The sequence below is a fragment of the Thiomicrorhabdus sp. genome (genome assembly GCF_963662555.1).
Classification (GTDB): Bacteria; Pseudomonadota; Gammaproteobacteria; order Thiomicrospirales; family Thiomicrospiraceae; genus Thiomicrorhabdus.
In genome coordinates, this window is the sequence record NZ_OY759719.1 from 1,046,951 (window position 1) to 1,071,466 (window position 24,516).

Annotated in this window: 23 protein-coding genes; 21 read left to right on the forward strand and 2 right to left on the reverse strand. The window is 39.5% G+C overall.

Annotation, left to right across the window (positions count from 1 at the left end):
- The first annotated feature begins 316 nt into the window (after positions 1 to 316).
- From leuS to ACORJQ_RS04530, 9 genes are all read left to right on the forward strand, one after another.
- The gene (gene leuS / locus ACORJQ_RS04490) at positions 317 to 2,809 is read left to right on the forward strand and encodes a leucine--tRNA ligase (protein WP_321326387.1); all 2,493 of its coding nucleotides are present in this window, start codon (positions 317 to 319) and stop codon (positions 2,807 to 2,809) included.
- A 13-nt stretch (positions 2,810 to 2,822) separates the two neighbouring features.
- Positions 2,823 to 3,359: an LPS-assembly lipoprotein LptE gene (locus ACORJQ_RS04495; protein ID WP_321326389.1), complete on the forward strand. Its 537-nt coding sequence runs from the start codon at positions 2,823 to 2,825 to the stop codon at positions 3,357 to 3,359.
- A gap of 41 nt (positions 3,360 to 3,400) precedes the next feature.
- Complete coding sequence (holA, locus tag ACORJQ_RS04500; RefSeq protein WP_321326391.1) at positions 3,401 to 4,429, forward strand: DNA polymerase III subunit delta; 1,029 nt, start codon at positions 3,401 to 3,403, stop codon at positions 4,427 to 4,429.
- Positions 4,430 to 4,516: 87 nt separating this feature from the next.
- Entirely contained in the window at positions 4,517 to 5,770 is a 1,254-nt protein-coding gene (locus ACORJQ_RS04505) for a glutamate-5-semialdehyde dehydrogenase (protein WP_321326392.1), read from the forward strand.
- On the forward strand, positions 5,770 to 6,396 hold the full coding sequence (gene nadD / locus ACORJQ_RS04510; RefSeq protein ID WP_321326393.1) for a nicotinate-nucleotide adenylyltransferase: 627 nt from the start codon (positions 5,770 to 5,772) through the stop codon (positions 6,394 to 6,396). Before ACORJQ_RS04505 ends, nadD begins: the two co-directional genes overlap by 1 nt.
- Before the next feature lie 124 nt (positions 6,397 to 6,520).
- On the forward strand, positions 6,521 to 6,892 hold the full coding sequence (gene rsfS / locus ACORJQ_RS04515; RefSeq protein ID WP_321326396.1) for a ribosome silencing factor: 372 nt from the start codon (positions 6,521 to 6,523) through the stop codon (positions 6,890 to 6,892).
- A 21-nt stretch (positions 6,893 to 6,913) separates the two neighbouring features.
- Entirely contained in the window at positions 6,914 to 7,384 is a 471-nt protein-coding gene (gene rlmH, locus ACORJQ_RS04520) for a 23S rRNA (pseudouridine(1915)-N(3))-methyltransferase RlmH (RefSeq protein ID WP_321326398.1), read from the forward strand.
- 376 nt (positions 7,385 to 7,760) lie between these two features.
- Positions 7,761 to 8,024, forward strand: a complete 264-nt coding sequence (rpsT, locus tag ACORJQ_RS04525) for a 30S ribosomal protein S20 (protein ID WP_321326400.1) — start codon at positions 7,761 to 7,763, stop codon at positions 8,022 to 8,024.
- Positions 8,025 to 8,206: 182 nt separating this feature from the next.
- On the forward strand, positions 8,207 to 8,494 hold the full coding sequence (locus ACORJQ_RS04530) for a DUF3817 domain-containing protein (protein ID WP_321326401.1): 288 nt from the start codon (positions 8,207 to 8,209) through the stop codon (positions 8,492 to 8,494).
- 7 nt (positions 8,495 to 8,501) lie between these two features.
- Here the strand turns inward: ACORJQ_RS04530 and ACORJQ_RS04535 are convergent, their stop codons facing one another.
- On the reverse strand, positions 8,502 to 8,927 hold the full coding sequence (locus ACORJQ_RS04535; protein ID WP_321326402.1) for a hypothetical protein: 426 nt from the start codon (positions 8,925 to 8,927) through the stop codon (positions 8,502 to 8,504).
- Between the two features lie 24 nt (positions 8,928 to 8,951).
- Positions 8,952 to 10,583, reverse strand: a complete 1,632-nt coding sequence (locus ACORJQ_RS04540) for an acetolactate synthase large subunit (RefSeq protein WP_321326403.1) — start codon at positions 10,581 to 10,583, stop codon at positions 8,952 to 8,954.
- Positions 10,584 to 10,818: 235 nt separating this feature from the next.
- Here ACORJQ_RS04540 and murJ point away from each other — a divergent pair, with 235 nt between their 5' ends.
- From murJ to ACORJQ_RS04600, 12 genes are all read left to right on the forward strand, one after another.
- On the forward strand, positions 10,819 to 12,354 hold the full coding sequence (gene murJ, locus ACORJQ_RS04545; RefSeq protein ID WP_321326404.1) for a murein biosynthesis integral membrane protein MurJ: 1,536 nt from the start codon (positions 10,819 to 10,821) through the stop codon (positions 12,352 to 12,354).
- Positions 12,355 to 12,538: 184 nt separating this feature from the next.
- Positions 12,539 to 13,498, forward strand: coding sequence for a bifunctional riboflavin kinase/FAD synthetase (ribF, locus tag ACORJQ_RS04550; RefSeq protein WP_321326405.1), 960 nt, complete (start codon positions 12,539 to 12,541; stop codon positions 13,496 to 13,498).
- Positions 13,499 to 13,586: 88 nt separating this feature from the next.
- Positions 13,587 to 16,415 carry an isoleucine--tRNA ligase gene (gene ileS, locus ACORJQ_RS04555; protein ID WP_321326406.1) on the forward strand — a complete coding sequence of 943 codons (2,829 nt, stop codon included), beginning with the start codon at positions 13,587 to 13,589 and terminating at the stop codon, positions 16,413 to 16,415.
- A gap of 164 nt (positions 16,416 to 16,579) precedes the next feature.
- On the forward strand, positions 16,580 to 17,092 hold the full coding sequence (lspA, locus tag ACORJQ_RS04560) for a signal peptidase II (protein ID WP_321326407.1): 513 nt from the start codon (positions 16,580 to 16,582) through the stop codon (positions 17,090 to 17,092).
- A gap of 394 nt (positions 17,093 to 17,486) precedes the next feature.
- Positions 17,487 to 18,542, forward strand: coding sequence for a hypothetical protein (locus tag ACORJQ_RS04565; protein ID WP_321326408.1), 1,056 nt, complete (start codon positions 17,487 to 17,489; stop codon positions 18,540 to 18,542).
- 106 nt (positions 18,543 to 18,648) lie between these two features.
- On the forward strand, positions 18,649 to 19,197 hold the full coding sequence (locus tag ACORJQ_RS04570) for a 7-cyano-7-deazaguanine synthase (RefSeq protein ID WP_321326410.1): 549 nt from the start codon (positions 18,649 to 18,651) through the stop codon (positions 19,195 to 19,197).
- Positions 19,197 to 20,171: a hypothetical protein gene (locus ACORJQ_RS04575; RefSeq protein ID WP_321326411.1), complete on the forward strand. Its 975-nt coding sequence runs from the start codon at positions 19,197 to 19,199 to the stop codon at positions 20,169 to 20,171. The genes ACORJQ_RS04570 and ACORJQ_RS04575 overlap by 1 nt, the downstream gene beginning before the upstream one ends.
- Position 20,172: 1 nt before the next feature.
- Positions 20,173 to 21,105 carry a CBASS oligonucleotide cyclase gene (locus ACORJQ_RS04580; protein ID WP_321326413.1) on the forward strand — a complete coding sequence of 311 codons (933 nt, stop codon included), beginning with the start codon at positions 20,173 to 20,175 and terminating at the stop codon, positions 21,103 to 21,105.
- Complete coding sequence (locus ACORJQ_RS04585; protein ID WP_321326414.1) at positions 21,102 to 21,692, forward strand: hypothetical protein; 591 nt, start codon at positions 21,102 to 21,104, stop codon at positions 21,690 to 21,692. The genes ACORJQ_RS04580 and ACORJQ_RS04585 overlap by 4 nt, the downstream gene beginning before the upstream one ends.
- 4 nt (positions 21,693 to 21,696) lie before the next feature.
- Positions 21,697 to 22,347 (forward strand): hypothetical protein, encoded by a 651-nt coding sequence (locus tag ACORJQ_RS04590; RefSeq protein ID WP_321326415.1) that lies wholly within the window; start codon positions 21,697 to 21,699, stop codon positions 22,345 to 22,347.
- Between the two features lie 771 nt (positions 22,348 to 23,118).
- Positions 23,119 to 23,769, forward strand: a complete 651-nt coding sequence (locus tag ACORJQ_RS04595) for a hypothetical protein (RefSeq protein WP_321326416.1) — start codon at positions 23,119 to 23,121, stop codon at positions 23,767 to 23,769.
- Between the two features lie 252 nt (positions 23,770 to 24,021).
- Positions 24,022 to 24,492 carry a PACE efflux transporter gene (locus ACORJQ_RS04600; RefSeq protein WP_321326417.1) on the forward strand — a complete coding sequence of 157 codons (471 nt, stop codon included), beginning with the start codon at positions 24,022 to 24,024 and terminating at the stop codon, positions 24,490 to 24,492.
- Positions 24,493 to 24,516: the final 24 nt, after the last annotated feature.

The window sequence follows — 24,516 nt, forward strand, 5'->3', positions numbered from 1 at the left end:
CCAGCAATCAAGGCACTCAGAGTGATTTTTGGTCATTCCAAATAAGTGATGAGTAACACTGAGTGTTGGGTTTTTAAGAGCAACCTGTAGAGCCAACCCCATTTTTACTCCAGCTGCGTTAAAAATTCGCTCAAATATAATGATTGTTTCACGCTCTTTTTGCCTTGCTGGATGCAAAAATGGATTTGGCAGAATCTAATTATGAATTTTCAACAGACCCTGATTGTTTCCACTATAATATTGAACTTATTTAATTTAATTAGCAAGTTCAAAATTGGTCTTGCAATAATCGTTTAAAAAGCAGAAGAAATACACCATGTCAGAAGTGCAATACAACCCGCAACAACTTGAAGCAGATATCCAAAAAACTTGGGACGAAAACCAGACCTTTGTGGTAACCGAAGATGAGAGCAAAGAAAAATATTATTGCCTGTCAATGTTTCCATACCCAAGCGGAAAATTGCATATGGGGCACGTCCGTAACTATACGATTGGTGATGTTATTTCTCGCTTTCAACGTATGCAAGGTAAAAATGTACTTCAGCCAATGGGTTGGGATGCATTTGGTCTTCCAGCTGAAAATGCCGCCATGCAACATAATGTTGCACCCGCTAAATGGACGTATGAAAACATTGATTACATGCGTAACCAATTAAAGTCGCTTGGTTTAGGGTATGACTGGACTCGTGAAGTAGCTACTTGTCATCCTGAATACTATCGTTGGGAGCAGTGGTTATTTACTAAACTAATGGAAAAAGGTTTGGTTTACCGTAAATTGTCTGTAGTGAACTGGGACCCAGTCGATATGACCGTTTTAGCGAATGAGCAGGTTATTGATGGTAAGGGTTGGCGTTCTGGTGCACCAGTTGAGCGTAAAGAAATTGCTCAGTGGTTTTTACGTATTACCGATTACGCCGAGGAGTTATTAGAAGGTTTAGATAAGCTAGATGGCTGGCCAGAACAGGTTAAAACCATGCAGAAAAACTGGATTGGTAAATCTACAGGCCTGCAAATCTCTTTCCCTATTGTTGGTCAAGAAGATCAAACATTAGATGTTTACACCACTCGCCCAGATACCTTAATGGGAGTGACTTATGTAGCAATTGCTTCAGATCATCCAATTGCTCATAAGGCCTCAATCAACAACGAACCTTTAGAGCGTTTTATTGAAGAGTGCTCGCATATCTCAACGGCGGAAGCCGACATGGAAACCATGGAGAAGAAAGGTGTAGATACCGGAATTAGAGTCACACACCCAATAACAGGTGAAGTTGTGCCAGTTTGGGCGGCTAACTTTGTATTAATGGGTTATGGAACGGGTGCAGTAATGTCAGTTCCTGCACATGATCAACGTGATTATGAATTTGCTAAAAAATATAACTTAGATATCAAAGCGGTAATTGCACCGAATGCCGACGAAATGGCTGATGTCTCTGAACAAGCTTTTACCGAAAAAGGTATCTTAGTAAACTCTGGTCAGTTTGATGGCTTAAAGTCTAAAGATGCTTTGCATGCTATGGCAAAAGCACTGGGCGAGAAGAAAATAGGTGATAAGAGCCTAGGCGAAAAACAGACAAACTATCGCTTGCGTGACTGGGGTATTTCTCGTCAGCGTTATTGGGGTTGCCCAATTCCGGTTATTTACTGTCCAGCCTGTGGAGCATTGCCTGTACCTGAAGATCAGTTGCCTGTACGTTTGCCTGAAGACGTGGTGCCAGATGGTTCAGGTTCGCCATTGGCTAAAATGGACAGCTTTAAAAACTGCGAATGCCCTCAGTGTGGTGGCCGAGCTAAACGTGAAACCGATACCTTTGATACCTTCTTTGAGTCATCTTGGTATCACGCTCGTTATACCTCAAAAGATAACGACAAAGCGATGTTAGATGAGCGTGCTGATTACTGGGCGCCAGTCGATCAATATATTGGTGGTATTGAACACGCCATTTTGCACTTGTTATATGCACGTTTCTTCCACAAGTTAATGCGTGATCAAGGGTTGGTTAACTCAGACGAGCCATTCAAAAACCTACTAACCCAAGGTATGGTATTACTTGATGGTTCTAAGATGTCTAAATCAAAAGGCAATACTGTTGACCCGCAAGGCTTAATTGAAAAGTTTGGTGCTGATACGGTTCGTCTATTCATTATGTTTGCCGCTCCTCCAGAGCAAAGTTTAGAGTGGTCTGATAAAGGGGTTGAAGGGGCGTATCGTTTCTTAAATCGTGTATGGCGACAAGTGCATTCACATTTAGAGGCAGGCCTGGTAAAACCGGCAACTTCTTCAGAGGGCTTAAGCAAAGAAGCCAAAGCCTTACGTTTGAAAGTGCATGAAACCCTACAGAAAGTCACCGATGATATGGGGCGTCGTCAAACCTTTAATACTGCGATTGCTGCGTGTATGGAGTTAATGAACGAAGTTTCTAAATTCACTGAAACAAGCGATTCAGGTCGTTCGGTAATGCAAGAAGCTTTAGAGATTGTGGTATTAATGTTGTCTCCGATGGCACCGCATATGGCACAGAGTTTGGCTGAGTCACTAGGCCAGCCTTTAGGTAAAACAGGCTTGGTGGTTGATGCTCAATGGCCTGTGGTTGATGAGTCTGCTTTGGTGAAATCTGAAATCGAACTCATGGTTCAGGTTAACGGTAAATTACGTGGCAAAATTGAAATTGCCGTAGATGCCGATAAAGATACGATTCTTACTGCTGCTAAAGCGGAAGAAGGGGTGCTAAAATTTATTGACGGTAAAGAAGTTGTTAAAGAAATAGTCGTGCCTGGTCGTTTAGTGAACTTGGTAGTGAAAGGTTAATTGGATTTAACGGATGCTGAAAAGAATTTGGGTAAATAGTTTTCTTATTGTCATTATGGTTTCATTGATGGGCTGTGGTTTTCATTTACGTGGTGCAGGGCTAAGCGGTTCTCTGCCGTTTCAAACAGCTCAAATAGAAGTAAATGGTACGGTAACAAAAGACGTGCAGATGGCATTAAAATTACAGTTACTTCAGTCTGGTGTTGAGGTGCTTAAAAGTCAGTCAGCAGAAGTGCAAATCCAGCTAATGAGCACACAAATAAAATCTACCAGAACCAGCTCAAGATTGGGCGATGCTACCTCTGAATTGATGAAGCTAACTCAACCTTTTAAAGTGACAAATTTGACTACAGGCAAAATGATTGTGAGTGGCGAAAGTGTGGTTTATCGTGATAGAAAAATTAATATAACAGACGCTTTAGCCTCTAATAGTGAGTTACGTAGCATACAAAAATCTATGAGTGAGCAGGTTGCTAGTCAAATTGTTGAAAGAGTTAGACGTGCTATGATTGCCAATACCCAAGTTACTCAACCAGTAGTAAATAAGTAGGTGATTTTTGAACAAAGTTATCTCCGTCAAAGAGTGTTAATGTGATACTTTCCAGTGCATTTTTAAACCAACTTAATAGTGGCAATCTTGAGATTAAGCCAATCTATTTACTATACGGTGATGAACCGTTGTTTTTGCGTGATAGTTTAGATGGCTTAAAAAAACAGCTTGTGTCTCAAGGCTATATGGCCAGTGAAACCTATGATGTTGACGCTAACTTTGATTGGCAAAGTTTGCAGATGGATACGCAAGCAGGTTCATTATTTTCAGAATCTCGTATGATTTTGATTAATATGCCTAAAGGTTCACCAGGGCGTGAAGGTGGTAAGTTTTTTCAGGATTGGTGTGCTTATGTTCAGGCGTTACCGCCAGAAATTGTATTGGTGGTATTATGCGAACGATTAGATAGCCGACAAGTTAAAGCTAAGTGGGTAACTTCAATAGAATCTGCAGGCCTGGTCGTTCAGGCCAAACCTGTACCAATTAATGCTTTACCAGGTTGGTGTCAAAATCAAGCTCAATTGCAAGGCTTAACCTTAGAACGAGAAGCCGCAAATTTATTGGCGGATAGAGTTGAAGGTAATTTATTAGCGGCTGATCAAGAAATTACTAAGTTGTCTTTAAGTTTGCCTGCGGGGTCTGTTGTCACTGCCGAGCATATTTTGGAGCATGTAGTTGATCAAGCCCATTATCAGTTGTTTGCTCTAGCCACAGCGATGTTAAATGGTAAAGTGGCCTATAGTGTACAAATGTTAACTCGCCTGCAACAAGAAGGCATTGAAGCCCCTGTAATTCTTTGGTTATTGTCAAAAGAGATTAGGCAGCTTATTGAGTTAGCTCAGCTTACCCAGCAAGTTTCGCTTAACCAAGCTTTTAACCAATGTCGTATTTGGCAGTCACGCCAAGGTGAATATTCGCAAGCAATGCAACGTCACGGCTTGCAAGAGTGGCAAAACTTATTAAAACAAGCCTTGCAGATTGACATGATGATTAAAGGCATACAACCTACGTTGAGTGATAGAGAAGTGTGGTTTGGTTTGTCAGATTTGGTGGCTAAGATAGCAAGGTAAGGTTTTATCAGGCCTGGTAAATTGAAAAAATACAGTATTTAAACTGAAAATTTAAATAGTAAAAATGAATAAAAAGAGAATTGGTTGATGAATGTAAAAGAGTATATGACAAAATTAGGTCAAGAAGCCCGTAAAGCGTCACGCATTTTAGTGCGTGCCTCAACCAAACAAAAAAATGCGGCCTTAATTGCTATGGCTGAAGCCATAGAAAATTCAGCGGAAACCTTAAAGTCAGAAAATGCAAAAGACCTAGCAAACGGTAAAGCCAATGGATTAGATTCGGCTATGCTAGATCGATTAGCTATTACCGATGCTGGTATTGCAGGTATGGCAGAAGGGTTACGTCAAATTGCTTCACTGCAAGACCCAATTGGCGAAATCAGTGATATGAGTTACCGTCCATCAGGTATTCAAATTGGCAAAATGCGTGTGCCTTTAGGTGTGGTGGGTATTATTTATGAATCTCGTCCAAATGTAACGGTAGATGCCGCCGCACTTTGTTTGAAATCTGGTAATGCGGCGATTTTGCGCGGTGGTTCAGAAGCGGCTTTTTCAAACCAAGCTTTGGCAAAATGTATTCAGCAAGGTTTAGATGCGGCTAACTTACCTCAAACCTCTGTACAAGTGGTTGCGACCACTGACCGTGCGGCAGTGGGTGAGTTAATTGCAATGCCTGAATTTGTTGATGTCATTATTCCTCGTGGTGGTAAAGGCTTGATTCAACGTATCAGCGAAGGGGCTCGTGTTCCAGTTATCAAACATTTAGATGGTATTTGTCACGTCTATATTGATGACGATGCAGACCAAGAAAAAGCCATTAAGGTAGCTTTGAATGCTAAAACTCATCGTTACGGTGTGTGTAATGCAATGGAGACCTTATTAGTTGCTGAGTCTCAAGCTCAAGCGGTTTTACCAGAATTGGCTAAACTATACGCTGAAAAAGGTGTGGAGCTCCGCGGTTGTGCTAAAACCTGTGCCATTATAAAAGCTAACCCAGCAACCGAAGAAGATTGGGCGACTGAATATTTAGCACCTATTTTATCCATTAAAGTTGTGGAAAACGTAGATGAGGCAATGGACCATATTGCCGAATTTAGCTCAGGGCATACAGAATCCATTATTACTGAAAACTTTACCACCTCACGCCGCTTTTTAGCTGAAGTAGATTCAAGTTCAGTGATGGTTAATGCCTCAACACGATTTGCAGATGGTTTTGAATATGGTTTGGGTGCAGAAATTGGTATTAGTACCGATAAATTTCATGCCCGTGGTCCAGTTGGTTTAGAAGGCTTAACCTCGCAAAAATATATTGTGCTTGGTGACGGCACGATTCGCGAATAATGAAATTTATTGGCATTAATGGTGGCACTTTTGACCCAGTTCATTACGGGCATTTACGCCCGGCTTTAGAGGTTATGCAACGCCTTGGGTTTGAGCAGGTTCGTTTTGTGCCTTGTTTTAGGCCCGTGCATAAAAACACGCCAAGTGTCTCAGCCAAACAGCGAAGTGACATGATTAAATTGGCAATCCAAAAACAACCTAAATTTGTATTGGATACCATAGAAATGGACAAAGGCGGACCATCTTATACTGCTGATACCTTAGCCATTTTAAAAGAACAGTTTAAAGATTTTAGCTTGGTTTTAATGATGGGAACCGATGCGTTTGCCAAATTTTATACTTGGCATGAATGGCAGAAGATATTGAAAATGGCCAATATTGTGGTCATGCACAGGCCTGGTGAACCGGTTCCACAGAGCGGTGAGTCGGGTGAAATCTACAAACAAAACCACGTAACCCAGTTTACTGCTGAAGCGGGTCAAGTTATGGATATTGATGTTACCCAGCTTGATATAAGCTCAACATTAGTAAGAAACCATTTGTTAGCAGGGCAGTCAGCAGAATATCTACTACCACCTTGCGTTATGGAATATATAAATGAACACGGGCTTTATAAACCAACTTAAAACGAGTTTAAAAACTAACTTATAAAGCCACTTATAAAGCCACTGATAAACCAGATTGATAAATAAAACACAACATAACACAACCACATAATAATCGATTGTGATTAAGGAGCAAACCAGTTCAATGAGTATGAATATGAAAGAAGTTGAAGATCTAATTGTTAAAACATTAGATGATTCAAAAGCCAGAGACGTTCAAGTAATTGATATCAAAGGTATCAGCAGTTTTGCAGATTTAATGGTTGTCGCAACCGGTACTTCTACCACACATGTTAAAGCCGTTGGTTCTCATGTAGAGCAAGCGTTTAAAGAAGCTGGTGAACCACCTCTAGGTGTTGAAGCTGGCCCACAGCCTGACTGGGTGTTAGTAGATTTAGGCAATGCGATTGTTCATGTTATGACAGAAGGGGCTCGTGCTCACTACGCATTAGAAAAACTATGGGATATTAAAGCTCAAACTTCAGCAGAAAATGCATCTGAAGCAGTAGCTGAATAAGTTCTAGTTTCTTAGATTATTATGGTTATTCACTTTATTACCGTTGGTCAAAAAATGCCTAAATGGGTGCAAGAAGGCTATGCAGAATATGCAAAACGCCTACCAAAATCTTGTGCGATTAAATTGGTAGAGTTACCAATGGCCACTCGCGGCAAAACCGGTTCTGCAGATAAATATAAAGCCGAAGAAGCCAAAAAAATCTTGGCGGCTATTCCTAAAGGTGCTCAGCTGATTGTTTTAGATGAGCACGGACAACAAGTCACTACCAAAGGTCTAGCCGATAAGTTAGAAGAGTGGTTAGCCAGTGGTCAAGATGTTGCTCTGGTAGTAGGTGGGCCAGATGGTTTAGAACAAAGCCTCATTCAGCAAGCCACCTGGAAATGGGGACTATCAAAACTCACCATGCCGCATCCAATGGTCAGAATTTTGGTGGCAGAACAAATTTATCGAGCTTATTCGGTTATCCAAAATCATCCCTATCACAGAGAGTAAAAATGGCTTATTTACTTAATTTCTGCGTTACTAGATTACTCGTGTACTGATTGTAGGCTTCGTAATCTAGTGCCTTGAACTTGTTTAAACCACCACACGTATATAGGTGGATGTCTTGTTCAACTGAAGTGTGTTTTGTTCATTCAACATTGATAATTAAAAATTCACCATTATTTTTACCAGGCCTGGTAACTTGTTATTTTTAAATAAAAACTTATGAATAACTTGACCATAAGTTGATAAATGTGGATAATCTCCGCTCTTATTACATCGTAGTCATTGTTTCTGTGTACGCATAGAGCAATGTTGTGTTAAATGTTAATGATAGGTCTACGGATCGTTAACACGTAAAAACAATATTTCGGGAGAAATAAAAATGGCTAATTCAGCACAAGCAGCAAAACGCGCACGTCAAGCAGAAAGAAATCGTATTAAAAACGTTGCACAACGTTCTGACATGCGTACAGCAGTTAAAAAAGTTCTAGCAGCTATCGACGCTGGTGATCAAGCGGCAGCAAACGTAGCTTTCCGTTCTGCACAATCTAAATTAGATGGTATGGCTCGTAAAGGTATTATCGCTAAGAACAAAGCAGCACGTGTAAAAAGTCGTATTAACGCACGCATCAAAGCAATCGCTTAATTTTACAAAGCTATCATCGCTAAAACTTCCGTCTTCTGCGTTAAAAAGCGGTCACTTACTTTTGTAAGCTCCCGTTTTTTGCCTTGAATACGAAATTTTTAATCGATGATATCAAGTGTAAAATAGGTGTTTAAAAACCGGGTTTAGCCCGGTTTTTTGTTGTCTGTAAAAAGGAAAGGAATATGAAGTTTTTACGTTTTATGGCTTTGTTAGAAGGAACCTCTTTATTACTTCTTTTATTTGTAGCAATGCCGTTGAAATATCAATTTGGAATGCCTGAGGTGGTGAGCTGGGTTGGCCGTATTCATGGTGGATTGTTTATTGCCTTTAATATTGTGCTTTTTTACCATGTTGGTAGAGGTCAACTTTCTGCTGTTAAAGGCTTTTTAGGATTTTTAGCGTCGTTAATTCCGTTTGGAAGCTTTTATTACAAAGCCAAAGTATTAAAACAACCTGTAAAAAAAGATTAATAGGTGTTTAGTGGCTTTGAAATTCTAGAGTAGAAACCACTTCTTCAAAAGTCTTAGTACCTAATATTCTTTTTAGGTTAAAAGCACATGTCATTGTAAGAGTCATGCGTTGTTTATCTAGTTTGGCAAGTTCATCTATAATTTCGGTCGCTCTTTTTTGGTTTTGATTTTGACTATCTAACAGAATCTCTTTAAGTTCTGTTTTAAGGTTATTGTATTCAGCATTAATGTATTCAACATCGGCAAAGTTTTTACGAGAAATCGCTCTGACTTCATCGAGTTGTTTTGCAGAGAGGTCAAGAATATCTAAATTGTCCATAACAATAGGCATTAATGTCACCACAGAGTTAGAGGGTTTAAAGTCTTCTTGAGCTTGTACAATTGGCGTTAAAGCAATGAAAAATAATGTGCTTAATAGTGTGGTTTTAATCATATTGGTACTCTATTTTTGTAATAGTTAGGTTGGGCAAATCATTTCACCTAATTCTTCAGTCAGTTTTAGGTTTTCTGAGTAATCTACGGGGCAGTCTATAAGCACTACGCAGTTGTCTTCTATTGCTTGTTTTAATGTGGGTAAAAGATCTTCTGTCTGTTCTATTTTATAGCCTTTTGCACCAAACGCTTCCGCCAGTTTTACAAAGTCGGGATTAGTAAAGGCTATATTGCTTTCACGCCCAAAATGATTCATTTGTTTCCATTTAATTAGTCCATATTTTTGGTCATTCCATATCAAAACAATAATCGGGGTATTGAGTCTAACTGCAGTTTCTAACTCTTGAATATTCATTAAAAAACCAGCATCTCCAGTGGCGGCAACACAAACTTGTTGAGGTTTAGCCAGTTTAGCGGCAATCGCTCCAGGCAAAGCAATACCCATTGAAGCAAACCCATTGGAGATAATGCAGCTATTAGGGGCTTGAGCTTGATACATTCTAGCAATCCACATTTTATGAGCACCTACGTCAGAAATAACAATGTCTTCTGCGTTAAGAACTTGTCTCAAATCGGTCAAGATTCGCTGTGGTTTAATTGGAAAGCTCTGATTTTCATCAAGTTTATGAAAGGTCTCTTCAATTTGTTGTTTTAAACCTTTATAAGGCGAGCCCATATGGCGTTTGCTTAAAGCGGCAACGCTTGATAATGCTTGGCCTATATCGCCAATTAATCCTGCCGCCACAATATAAAATTCATCCACTTCTGCCGGCTGAGTGTCTATATGAATGATTTTGGTTTCTGGGTTTCGGTTCCATAAATGTGGGTGATATTCCACAATATCGTAGCCTACACAAATCACTACGTCGGCACGGTCTATTCCGCAGGAGATATAGTCATGAGCTTGCAAACCAATCGTACCTAAAGATAGCTCATTACTGCAAGGTAAAGCTCCTTTGGCCATAAACGTAGTTGCAACGGGGATATTTAATTTAGTCGCAAATTCAAACAGTGCTTCGCTAGCATGTGAGCGAATCAAACCATTCCCCGCAATAATGATAGGAAATTTAGCCTCAGAAATAATATCGGCCGCTTGCTGAATTTTTAATGGATTAACGTAAGAGGGCAGAGGGCTCTGTTTTTTTAATGGTTTTTTATCGACATCATATTGTGCAATATTTTCAGGAAAATCAATAAAACTGCAGCCTGGTTTTTCTGCTTGAGCCACTTTAAATGCTTTACGTACCACTTCGGGAATAATATCAGGAGTAAGAATTTGTGTGCTGTATTTGGTAATAGGTTTAAAAAGATTTACTAAATCTAAAACTTGATGGCTCTCTTTATGCAGGCGGTTAGTTCCAGCTTGTCCTGCTATGGCTACCACGGGTGCTCTGTCCATATTCGCATCGGCAACCCCTGTTACTAAGTTGGTTGCACCAGGGCCTAAAGTGGCTAAACAAACACCAGCTTGGCCAGTTAAACGCCCATAGACATCAGCCATAAAAGCGGCACCTTGTTCATGTCGAGTCAAAATGAATTTAATGTTGCTATCAAGTAAGGCATCCATTAAATCTAAGTTTTCTTCGCCAGGAATACCAAAAATATACTCAACTTCTTCATTCTCTAAACATTTAATAAACAATTCTGCTGCTTTCATGATGTTTACCCTCGTTGGTAGGCGTATTTGTCATTTACCACTTCTATAACTTGCCATTTATATAGATATACTATGTATAAGCACAGACAGGCATTAGTTAGAGAATCTTTCATTTATATTGGCATATCTTTGGACGTTTAGAAAATAAAATCCTTTTAGACGTGCCCAATTAAATAGGTATGCGGATTGGGGTTTGATACAATTCAGCCAGAAAAGTTAACTTTGGATTAGGCTATTGAAAAGAATAATTAAAGCGACCGCAACAGTTGGTGGAATGACAATGATTTCACGTGTATTAGGGTTTGTACGTGATGTGATTATTGCTCGCTACTTTGGTGCTAGTATGGGGGCGGATGCTTTTTTTGTGGCCTTTAAGATACCTAACTTTTTTCGCCGTCTGTTTGCAGAAGGAGCCTTTTCACAAGCCTTTGTACCCGTCTTAGCAGAAGCCAAAGAGAAACGAGGCCATGAGGCGGTAAAACATTTAGTCAATGCCATTAGTTTTAGGCTAGGTGGCGTTTTATTATTACTTACCGCCTTTGGTGTGTTTGGCTCATCGTTATGGATGATGGTCTTTGCCCCAGGGTTTATGGATAATCCAGAAAAGTTTAATTTGGCCGCAAATATGTTGTCGATTACTTTTCCGTACTTGCTATTAATCTCTTTAGTGGCCTTTTCTTCAGCCATTATGAATACCTATAACCAGTTTGCAGTGCCCGCTTTTACCCCAGTATTCTTAAATTTGGTATTAATTACCTTTGCCGTTTGGGTCTCACCGTATTTTGATATCCCAGTTATGGCATTGGCTTGGGGGGTGTTGGTAGCAGGTGTGGTTCAATTGCTATTTCATCTGCCGTTTCTTTATAAGTTAGGCTTGTTACCGCACCCAAGTACTCAGTCTGATGAAGGTGTGAGCGAAGTAAAACGGCTAATGCTACCCGCATTATTTGGGGTTTCAGTCGCTCAAATTAACTTGTTGGTTGATACCGTTTTGGCCTCATTTTTGGTAACAGGATCGGTTTCTTGGTTGTATTATTCTGATCGTTTAATGGAGTTTCCTTTAGGAGTCTTTGGTGTGGCTTTAGCCACGGTGGTTTTACCAGGCCTGTCAAAAAAAGCCGCTAATGAAAATTGGCAAGGTTTTCAGCAAGATATTGATAGTGCATTGCGATTAGTGTTAATTATTGGCTTTCCAGCAACCTTAGGGTTATTAATCTTGTCGCAACCGCTAATCACAACCTTGTTTTTTTACGGTAAATTTACCGCTCATGATGCCAGTATGTCGAGCATGAGTTTAATGGCCTACTCTTTTGGCTTGCTCGGTTTTATTTTGGTTAAAATTTTAGCCCCTGCATTCTATGCTCGTAAAGATATGAAAACCCCTGTTAAAGTCGCCGTTATCGCTCTGGTGACTAATACCGTGCTTAATTTAATATTGATTGGCCCATTTGCTCATGTAGGCTTGGCCGCTGCCACAACCGTATCGGCATTTGTTAATTCAGGTTTACTGTATTGGTATCTAACAAAGCAGGGGGTGTTTACCCCTATGAACGGCTGGGGTAAATTAATTGTGCAAGCCTTAATTGCCAATGCCGCTTTAATTGCCTTTTTAGTCATTGCATCACCCACAGCAGAGAGTTGGTATGCATTTGATGTTTGGATGCGAATCTCTTGGCTAGTAGGGTTGGTTATTGGTTCAATGATTATTTACGCTTTAGTCTTGATTTTAGTGGGATTAAACCCTAAAAAACTAGTAAACAAAACGTCTTAAAAAGCCCTCTAAATAGCTCTCTAAATGCCATATTGGCCACAAGGCATACCAGGCCTGGTAAATTTATAGTTTGGGGATATTTTACGTAATGTAAAAAAGTCGCTATATTTAGTATATTTACAAACAGTTAGGCGTTTCATTAGGCTATAATTTATGGTTTGGTTTTATACATAGAAACAGACACATGCAGTTAATTCGCGGCCTTCACAATTTGCAACACTATCAGGCTCAGTTAGCCAAAGGCTGTGTGTTAACCATTGGTAATTTTGATGGTGTACACCTGGGTCATCAGCAAGTTTTGCAGGCCGTAAATGCTCAAGCAAAAGCTTTAGATTTACCCAGTGTAGTGATGATTTTTGAACCATTGCCGATTGAGTTTTTTTCACCACAAGAAGCTCCAGTGCGTTTAATGAATTTTCGTGAGAAATTGCAAGCGTTTAAACAAACCGATATTGATTATGTATTGTGTGTACGTTTTAACACGGATTTTGCCGCTTTAACCGCCCAACAATTTGTTAATGGAATTTTGTTGCAAGGCCTGAATATCAAACATTTAGTCGTCGGTGATGATTTTCGGTTTGGTCAAAATCGTCAAGGTGACTTTGCTTACTTAAAACAAGCGGGTTTGACTAATGATTTTACAGTGACCGATATGCCAACTTTTGGCGTTGAGCAAGAGCGAGTAAGCAGTACACGGATTAGAACAGCTTTGTCTAAAGACGGTTCGAATGAACCTGATTTGGCAGAAGCCAAAGCGTTAATGGGCAAAGACTTTAGTTTTAATGGTCGAGTGATTCACGGTCAAAAATTAGGCAGAACCATTGGTTTTAGAACCTTAAATATTAACCCCAAGCGTTCGCAAATGCCTGTACAAGGTGTGTTTGCGGTAACCGTAGATGGTATAGCTAATAAACCTTGGCCTGGTGTAGCAAACTTAGGATTAAGACCAACCGTTGATGGCGTAAGACCTTCCATTGAAGTGCATTTATTCAATTGGGATAAAGATGTTTACGGCAAGCACGTGCAAGTTACGCTAGAAGCCTTTATACGACCAGAGATGAAATTTAATGGTCTAGATGCATTGAAAGAGCAAATTGCTAAAGATGCACAACAAGCAAAACAGTATTTTAATCTTTTGGACTAAATGCCCGAAAGATTCCAAGATTTAAATTTTAATTATAGGGTGAGGGCCTATTTAGGCCTTATCCCTCTCAACCTAGTGAAGTTATCGAATGACAGACTATAAACCGACTTTGAACTTACCTGAAACAGATTTTCCAATGCGTGGAAATCTACCTAACCGAGAGCCTGCACAAGTAGAAGCTTGGTTATCAGATTCGTTATACCAAACCGTACGTAAACACATGGCGGGTCGCCCTAAGTTTATTTTGCATGATGGGCCTCCGTATGCAAACGGCGATATTCACATTGGTCACGCGGTAAATAAAGTACTTAAAGACATGATTGTTAAATCAAAAGGCTTAAGTGGTTTTGATGCTCCGTATGTACCAGGTTGGGATTGTCACGGTCTGCCGATTGAGCTAAATGTTGAGAAAAAGAAAGGTAAAGTTGGCCAAAAAATTGGTGCGACTGAGTTCCGTCAAGAATGCCGTAACTATGCACAAAAACAAGTTGAAGGGCAGATGGCTGACTTTCAACGTTTAGGTGTGATGGCGGATTGGGAAAACCCATATCTTACTAAAGACTTTAAATTTGAAGCCAATGAAATTCGTGCCTTAGCAAAAATCATTGAAAACGGTCACCTAGTTAAAGGTACTAAACCTGTTTACTGGTCTGTCGGTGGTCGTTCGGCTCTGGCTGAGGCTGAAGTGGAATATGAAAACAAACGTTCAAAATCAATTGATGTGCGTTTTCCTGTGATTGATGAAGAAGCGTTTTTTAAACGTTGTCATCATGTAGAAGATCATACCGGTGAAGGGCCTTTGTCTGTTGTCATTTGGACAACAACACCTTGGACTCTACCAGCTAACCAAGCGGTTTCAATCAACCCAGAGTTAGAATATTCTGTGGTTCAAGTTCATGGTGAACACGGGCCAGAACGTCTGTTTTTAGCCGAAGCGATGATTAAAGACGCTATGGATAAATGGGGCTTTGATCAATACAACGTCATTGCCTATGGTCGTGGTGAACAGTTTGATTTAATCCGTTTACAACACCCATTTTATGACCGAGTTGTACCTCTTATCTTAGGTGAACACGTTACCACTGAAGCGGGTACAGGTTGTGTTCACACTGCACCTGGTCACGGGGTAGAAGATTTTCAGGTTGGTCTAAAATACGATCTAGAAGTTGATTGCCCGGTAGATGGCAATGGTAACTATGTGGCTGGTACGCCTTTGTTTGAAGGTGAGAACGTACTTAAAGTCGATGACCATGTGATCGAAGTACTTAAAGAACATAAAGCCTTAGTGCATATTGAAGTCATTGAACACAGTTACCCTCATTGCTGGCGTACTAAAACGCCACTGATTTTCCGTGCCACGCCACAATGGTTTATCTCAATGACCGAAGGTGGTTTACGTGATAAAGCGATGGCCGCCATTCCAAAAGTAGAATGGGTTCCTGAGTGGGGTCAAAACCGTATTGAAGGTATGATTGATGGTCGTCCAGACTGGTGTATTTCACGTCAGCGTTTCTGGGGTGTGCCAATCGCTATCTTTGTGCATAAAGTAACGGGTGAAATGCATCCTCGCACAACTGAACTGATGGAAGAAGTCGCCAAACTGGTTGAAGAAAAATCAATCGATGCATGGTATGACTTAGATGTTGCTTCTTTGCTGGGAGCAGAAGCTGAAGACTATGAACAAGTGACTGATATTCTTGATGTCTGGTTTGATTCAGGTATCTCTCACTTTACCGTGTTAGGTCAACGTGAAGAACTACACGCTCCTGCCGATCTATATCTAGAAGGTTCAGATCAGCACCGTGGGTGGTTCCAGTCCTCTTTACTAACGGCTCTAGCAACCGATGGTCAAGCTCCTTACAAGCAAGTATTAACACATGGTTTTACCGTAGATAAAGACGGTAAAAAAATGTCTAAATCTAAAGGTAACGTCGTTGCACCACAGCAAATCGCCAATAAACTAGGTGCAGATATCTTACGCCTATGGATTTCAGCGGCCGACTACCGTTATGAGATGACCGTATCGGATGAAATCATCAGCCGTACTGCCGATTCATATCGCCGTATTCGTAATACAGCACGTTTCTTATTAGCCAATATCAATGGCTTTAACCCAGAAACCGATATGATCGCTTATGAAGATTTATTGCCATTAGATAAGTGGGCAATTGGTCATGCCGCTAAATTGCAAAAAGAGATTGTAGAAGCTTACGATAGCTACAATTTCCACAATATTTACCAAGCAATGACTCACTTCTGTTCGGTTGAATTAGGGGCATTCTATTTGGATGTTATCAAAGATCGTCAATACACCTGTAAAACAGAAGGGCTAGCGCGTCGTTCTGCACAAACGGCTCTATATCATATAGTAGAAGCGTTAACGCGTTGGATGGCACCAATCCTAAGCTTTACCGCAGAAGAGATTTGGAAAGAACTTCCTGGTAATCGTAGTGAAACTATTTTTGTTTCAACTTGGTATGAAGGTTTAACCGATTTAGATGAAACTGCAGAAATGAACTCAGCCTACTGGGAAGAGATGATTGCCGTGCGTTCAGCCGTAGCCAAACAGCTTGAACAACTGCGTGCCGATAAAGTCATTAAAGCCTCATTAACGGCTGAAGTCACTTTATATTGTGATGATGAAATCTACAATAAACTGAGTAAACTACAAGACGAGCTACGTTTTGTATTAATTACCTCAGAAGCAACTTTAAAACCATTAGCTGATAAATCGGATACAGCGATTGAATCAGAAATGCCAGGCCTGTGGATTGATGCGGGTGCTACTGACAAGCCAAAATGTGCTCGTTGTTGGCATCACCGTGAAGAAGTTGGGCAAATTGCCGAACATCCTGAGCTATGTCAGCGTTGTGTGGATAATGTTGAAGGTGACGGAGAGGTTCGTCATTTCGCTTAAAACCTACTGCGAAGCTTGGATACTTCGTTAGAAAAACAGTCACTTACAATTCGTAAGCTCCTATTTTTCTGCCTTGTCTACAAGCTTCTCGTTACGGTTTTAATTTCAAAATTAATACGATTAAAAGCGAATTTTTATTCGCTTTTTTTTAATTGGAAATTTATATGAATCAAAAGAATTCAACAGCCATAAAAACGGTTTGGTTAGCTATTTTAGTGATTGTTTTAGACCAATTAACTAAATACATTGCGGTGAGCAATTTAAATTTTGCTGAGCCTGTTGCGGTTATGCCTTACCTAAATTGGACATTGGTTTACAACCACGGTGCGGCGTTTAGTTTTTTAGCTGAAATGGGTGGTTGGCAACGTTGGTTTTTTGCAGGCCTGGCTCTAGTGGTGAGTGCAATTTTGATGTTTTGGTTATCAAAACTACCAAGCAAAATCACCGCAGAAGTTTGGGGTATTAACCTAGTCTTAGGTGGGGCAATTGGTAATGTGATTGACCGTTTCTTAGCAGGGCGAGTCACTGATTTTGTCGATTTTTATATTGGCAGTTGGCACTACGCAACATTTAATGTGGCTGATGTCGCCATCACGCTTGGAGCAGGCCTGTTAATTCTTTCTGAGTTTGTTTTAAAACCAAAGCAAAAGAAGCAAGCGGAAGTTGCTGATTCATAAAGCAAGATTCAATAATCCAATCATTTCAAAACGACCAACGTCTTACCAGGCCTGGTCGTTTTTTTTAAGTTAAGAGTAATTTAGTTAGAGTGAAATTCAGTATTGAGCCTGTTGAAGCTTTTGATAAATTGAAGCTAGTTCAGCTATGGACTCAATTAATTGACTCGAATTGTTGCACTTATCATAAGTAAAAACTCTATATTTATTGTTATTTTGATGTAAATTATATTGAAAGTTTTTTTACTAGGCCTGAAAAGACATGTAATACAAGATAGTCTATAAAAGTGACAGGCTTTAATTAATACTAAAGCAAATAGTCCTGAAAACGTTTTCAATCTAAAATACTCGGGTGAATGTGCCTTATACTAAATGTTAGGAGTATCGGAATTCACATATGGATGCTAGAAAAGAGATAATCGAGAGAATTCATGATCACGTCGAAAATGACGATGTAGATAAAGCTGTTTTTGCTTGTCTCCGTCTATCTAGAAGTGTCGGTGATGTGTTTAACACCCTCCTGTTTCTTAAAGAGCTTCGCCCAGACAAAAAGCAATCTGACCAGGCATTTTATGACGAAGTAAAAGACCTCAAAAAGGAGGCTCAAGAGTTCTTGTGGAAAACCGTTACTGATCACTGGATTGAGGGTCGGACACTTGAATACAGTATGACCGATGATCCAGATAAAACGGTCATGGTTATGGGGGTAGGAGAAATGAAAAAGGAAATAGCGCATCTAAAAGAAACTATTTCTGATTTAAAAGCCCCTTCAGGTATGGACGGATATGACCTAGCAGCATTTACAGATCGATATGATTCAACCAAATCCCAACTGAGACTTAGAATCACAGGTATAAGTTCGATCTTGGAAAGAATTCGGACCAGGTGTTTAAATTACGCTTCAAAAATTGAGCACCAGCTGGCCGCTCAAAAAGGTGCAGACTCTTTCCTAATGAGCGTGCAGAATGAGGTAAATACATATTTTCTATCAAGATCAGATGATACATATCAGAAGCTAAGAAAAGCAACAGATCTATTGGGCAGTAAGAGCCCGGAAGATAATGCATTACTTCTAACTTCAATAAGAAGGGCCATTCACTCTGCAGCCAACTATTTTTATCCTCCAGTACAAGCGGAAGTGGTTTGTGTTGATGGAAAAAAGAGAAGAATGGGGAATGATCAATACCTGAATAGATTGTATGAGTTTGTTCTAAAGTCTTTTTATAAATCAACTTCAACCGAACTGATCAAAGCTGAATTGGAGTATTTAATGGTTTTTGCTAAAAAGATTAATGAAATTGCATCAAAAGGTGTTCACTCAGAAGTTTCCGAAAGCGAAGCAAAACAAGGCTTGCTGGGACTATATCTTTTCTTGGCGAATGTAATCGAAAAACTAGAGTATGAAACTCCTAACAAATCAATGCAGCCGACCGTTAACGCGTCGGCTGATTGAGGCGTTATGTGTTTTAGGTATGGCGGTTTTTTGACCCGAAGCGGACAGAACCGCTAAAGGAATAACAATATTTCAATCATAAAATTCTTAAATAAGGAGCAAAGGATTGACGGAAAAAAAAGCGACTGTACTGTTGAGTGGCGGTATTGACTCAGTATCATGTGCCCACCTCTTAAAAAAGAAGGGCTTCTCTGTAAGCGCAGTATTTGTCGACTATGGCCAAGCTTCTCTTCATCAAGAGTGCATTGCGGTAGAGAAAATAAAAGACGAATTAGAGATTGAGGTTAAATATATAGTTACTACCGCTCCAAAAATGGATGATCATGGCGAAATTATTGGTCGAAATGCTTTCTTGATCTTTTCAGCTATTTTTTCAGCAGAAGTACACAGTGGTTTGTTGGCAATTGGCATTCATTCGGGTACACCATACTACGATTGCTCTAAGAATTTCATCACTCAAATGGAAAATATAGTATCTGAATACTGCAACGGTCGATTATCACTTATTGCACCCTTTGTTGACTGGGATAAGTCGAGTGTTTACCAATATTTTCGTGAGACCGGAATACCGATAGAAATGACATATAGTTGTGAATCTGGTGCATTCCCACCTTGTAAACAATGCGCTTCATGCATAGATAGGAGTATGTTTTAGTGATTGCAAAACGACGAGGATTTTATAAAGAGGGAAAAGAAATTATTCGAACCCCTTTGTTGCTCCCTTCCTTTTCTAGTAAAGGATTCCCCGAAATAAATAATATTTTTCGTGCTACAGAAGAAGTGATTGACGCGGAAATTCTTGTTAGTGCATATGATATTCACCACGCCCACTTGTCCGGTCCCTTTGAGTTTACGGAAGCTGTATTTCTTGATAGTGGGGGATATGAAGCAAGTATTGACATGGAATTATCAGATATACGAAAAAAAGACTATGTTCCACAAGAATGGAATATAGACCTTTACTCAAAGATAGTTGATTCATGGGAGTGTGAGCGACCTACAGTAGTGATTAGCTATGATCACCCAAATGAAAGGTTTAACCTTTTAGAACAGATCGACCGAGCGAAAAATACACTACCAAAAAAAGACAACGTATTTCGTGAAATCCTGATAAAGCCCGAAGAGGATAGTGAACGCTATATAAACATTGAAGAAGTTATTAAAAATGTGAAACACTTAGATGAATTCGATGCTGTTGGCTTCACTGAGAAAGAACTTGGCAATACTCAAGAGCAAAGAATGAAAAGCATATATGAGATCAGAACTGCGCTCAACTCAGAAGGATTAGGTGATAAACCGATTCACATTTTCGGAAGCTTAGACCCAATATCCACTCCTCTATATTTTCTTTGTGGAGCAGATATATTCGATGGGTTAACCTGGTTAAGGTTTGCATATCACGAAGGCTTTTCAATATACAAACATAATTACGCATTTATTAAATATGGAGTTAGCGAGGATACGGAACTAATTGAAGCGAGATGCTCTTTTGAAAACTACTATTTTTTGAAGCAGCTACAACATGAAATGAGGAATTTTTTACAGCACCACGATTTTAATTCTTTTTCATACCATGGTGACCTCTTCAAGGAGTCATTTAGTTTAATCAATCCTAGCTCGGGGGTGTAATATGGGAGGAAGCGGTGGTTCAAGTTGGTCTAGCCCTTCTGATATCGCAAAAAAAGTTCGCGATGAAGAAAAGAAGGTCGATGCGAAAGAGTTTCAAACAAAGGTATCTGAATACCTTTCAGAACTTTTAACACAGTTTAACGGTCGTGATGTGCCATTAATTCAACGGCGTCTCGAGGAGATATTAAATAAATTAAAAGATGATATTGAAGATAAGGTTGACCAAATATATGGTGGATCAGTTGCCAAACATACTTATGTGGACGGTCTAAGCGATATCGACTGCCTACTTATGATCAACCGTACCGATCTAGAAGGGAAGAGCCCGAGAGAGGTATTGGGGGCTTTTGAAGACGCACTTAAAGACAAGTTAAAAGGCGAAGCGGAGGTTAGTTCTGGCCAGCTTGCAGTTACCGTCACATATGGTGACGGCATGGAAATACAGCTACTTCCAGCTGTTAAGTCTGGAGATTCCGTTAAAATTCCCTCTGCAAGAAGCGATAAGCAGTGGTCAAATGTGGATCCCAAAAAATTCCATACGGGTTTAACAAAATACAATGAAAAGTGTGACGGCAAACTGGTTCCTACCATTAAACTGGCTAAAGCGATAATCAGCCAACTTCCCGAAGCACGCCAATTATCTGGTTATCATGTAGAAAGTCTTGCTATTGATGCTTTTAAAAATTACAAAGGTCCAAAAACTACTGCGTCGATGCTGCCACATTTTTTTGAACACTCCAAAACTAGAGTTTTGAGCCCGATGACCGACAGTACCGGACAGTCAGTTCACGTAGATACTTATATGGGAAATGCTAATAGTAGTGAGAGAAATGCCGCGAGTCACCTGCTTGGAAGAATATCGAAAAGAATGGGAAATGCAAATGCTTCTGGGTCTCTTGACCAATGGGCAGATATGTTTGGAGACAAGAAGTGAGTGAAGCTGTTAAACAGATGGCGGAGGAAATCTCAAAGATAGAGAGAAAAGCAGATCAATCTTGCAGTATCCACGCATCACTACGGGATAAGTACAGTAATAGAGCCAAATTCCTTGATTATCTATTGATGGCTGCGACAACTTACTTGCTTGGATTGACTCTAGTAGAGCCCACCATTGGTTTGCCACTAAGTCTCGGATTTGATCGTGTTTTATTTATAACTATAATGTCTTTGATCGCTTTTTTTCTTTCGGTTGTGCAGTTTAAGAATGACTGGAAGACTATAGCAGAAGCACACCATCAATCCTTTAAAGAATATGCAAATGTAAAGGCAGAATGCAGAACATTTACTTCCGGATCAAAAGTTGCTAGTGATGTTGATTATCAGCGCATAAGAGATAGTTATAATGTTGTAGCTGACATTGGAACTAATATTCCTGAAAAAGAATTTTTAAATGGTAAAAGACGGCATAAAAAGAAAGTATTTATTAGTAAATATCTTGATGAGCATCCTGGTGCTTGGATATGGCTAGTGAAGTTAAAATTGTTTATCAGAGATAACTTTAATATTAATTATTTGGACTAATAATATGGCGCCTTGCTTAGGGATAACAACAGTACTCGAATTGTTTCAAACTGCCCAAAATACAGTATTAAAAAGTGGTTACGGTTGGGAGATAGAATGGCAGAGAGAATTAAAGTTTACTAGCTTTTCTGAACAAGATTTTATACGAGAAACCGCGTGGGTTATTTTGTGCTCCGGTTTTAGAGAAAGTACTGTACGAAAATATTTTGACTACATTTCTCTATGCTTCTGCGATTGGGAATCTGCTGAGGAAATATTTGAGCACCAACAATCCTGTGTATTAACCGCAAGCTCTGCATTCAAGAATAAGAAAAAATTAAATGCAATCATCAAAGTAGCGGAAACCATCCGTGATGAGGGTTTTTTAGAATTCAAAAAGACTGTTAAAGAAAACCCGATTCAGAAACTACAGGAATTACCATTCATTGGGCCAATAACATCCTGGCATCTAGCAAAGAATCTAGGATTGAATGTTGCGAAGAACGATCGCCATCTTGCGCGTATGGCCTTTAATTGGGGCTATTCAGATGCTCATGAGTTTTGCAGTGACATATCAGAATTAACAGGTGAACCAGCTTCTGTTGTAGATGTTATTTTATGGCGTTTTGCTGCAATTAGCACTCAAAAAGAAGGTTTTATTCAAGTTGTGCAGTAGGTTTTTATGTTCGATAGCAGTTACAAATAAGAATAATAAAAATACAAAAACATAACAATGCACACCCCAGCCGATCGCTAACGCGTCTGCTGAGTTTAAACGTTATGTTCTATTGGAATCAAGGTGCGAAAAGTAAAGAATTGGAAAACTGGTAATGTTGTAGTGATTCCTCTAGAAAATGGAGAATACGGATTTGGTGGAGTAGTAAAAAAACATTAATGGTGTTTTTCAACATTAAAACCAAAGCGCCTGTTTTGCCACTGTAATAATTGGGGTCAGAGTGAAATTAAATTAATAACCTATTGATATTTATGATAAAAGTAAAAATAATTTTACTCTGACCCTAATTAAATATACCAGGCCTGGTAAATTGAATTTTTAATAGATTAAGCCAACCTCAAACGCCAAGATTCCCCTTGGAATAAATTGTGCAGAGTTCTTAACGAAGTGAACGTTTAAAAACTTCAGCTGTTTGAGTACCCCAAGGGCATTTCCTACGGGCACCAGCGAGTTTTGGGGTTTGAGTGAATAAGTTTAGAACTTGCCAATTTATGGAGCGGGGTGCATTTTCTTTGCTTCCTTTCTTTCTCGTCTCTTCAGCCGAGTTCTACGTTTGGGCAAGCAAAGAAAGGAAGGGGAAGCCCAATAGTTAAAATTAATGATGTATAAATATCAAAAAGGGCTTCTCAACAGCTAAGAAAAAACAAACCTTAAATTCGATTTACCAAGCTAGATAAATTATATTGTTAGATTTAATTGTAAGGAAATTGCATGACCCATGAAGACCGGATTAAACAAATCGTCGCTGTGGCATATGAACGACTTTGCGGTAAGATTACTGGACAGAGAATTGAAATTTCCAATGAGGCATCTCTGCAACTTCAACTTGCATCAATTCTCAAAACTCTTGGAGAGCTGTATGAAGAATCGCCTAGTGAACGCTTTAATATTGAACTAGAAAAGAGCGTGAAGCTAACGGATAGGACGTTCACCAAAAGTGGCACCGAGAAAGCTAAAATCGATATATGGTTTTCGCTTGAGGATATTGAAAGTGGTAAAAAGCATGCTTGTGCAATCGAACTAAAATATTTCAAAAGAGCCAATCACCGAGAACCAAATAATCGATATGATGTATTCAAAGACCTCCAGAACCTAGAGTGCTACGGTGACTTCGTGGATGTGGGTTATCTCTTAGTCGCAACCGACCACCCGCATTACATTAATCAAGAAATATATTCACCGGATACGAAAGATTTTGATTTTCGGCATGGTAATAATTACCAAGCTGGCAATGAACTGGTTTACCGGTCCGACAAACCCTATGGTGTGCCAATTACCCTTGGAAATGATTACACTTTTGATTGGCAAACCGTTGAGACTGGCTTGAATTTTCTTTTTGTTGAAGTGATTCCATGCAAGTGACATCGAAATATTAGGAAAAGTGAATGCAATCCTTTTGTTGCCTATTGTGATTGAGAAACCAGATAGATTTAATCGAACGAAAGAGCTTTTCTAGCTTTGGTTGGAATTGTTTTAAATCTCGTGTAATATTATTCACGCAAGCGGAAACCGTAGCTTTGCGGTAGAAAAATTCTAATTCTACATCTCTTTATCAACCGGGACGGACCGGCTCTTTTTTATTTAAGAGCGTTAAGTGCTCTGTGGAGTTTTCCGGTGATAACCTTAAGTCCTATCAAGCGTCGTCTTATTTACGTTATTCTTTTTGAAATTACGGCCATTTTGTTTTCAACTCTTGTTCTTATGCTGTTAAGTGAGAGTAGTGTCCAAGAATCATTACCGGTTGCGATTATTATGTCGACAGCGGCTGTTGTTTGGAATTATATCTTTAATACAGCCTTTGAATTTTGGGAGGTTCAAAAGCAAATTAAACGTCGTACCTTGGCTATTCGTAGTATTCATGCGATAGGTTTTGAAGGGGGATTGGTTTTGATTTGCCTTCCGTTGTATATGCTTTGGTATGATGTTGGCGTTTTGACTGCCTTTACTATGGAAGCCGCTTTATTGCTTTTTTTCTTGGTTTATACGTTTTTGTTTACCTTAGTTTTTGATCAGGTATTTACTTTGCAACATCAAGTTAAGGTAACGGCTGAACCCAGCTCTTCATACTCTGTTGCCAACCATTAGTGCTTATAGGATAAACTTAAAAAC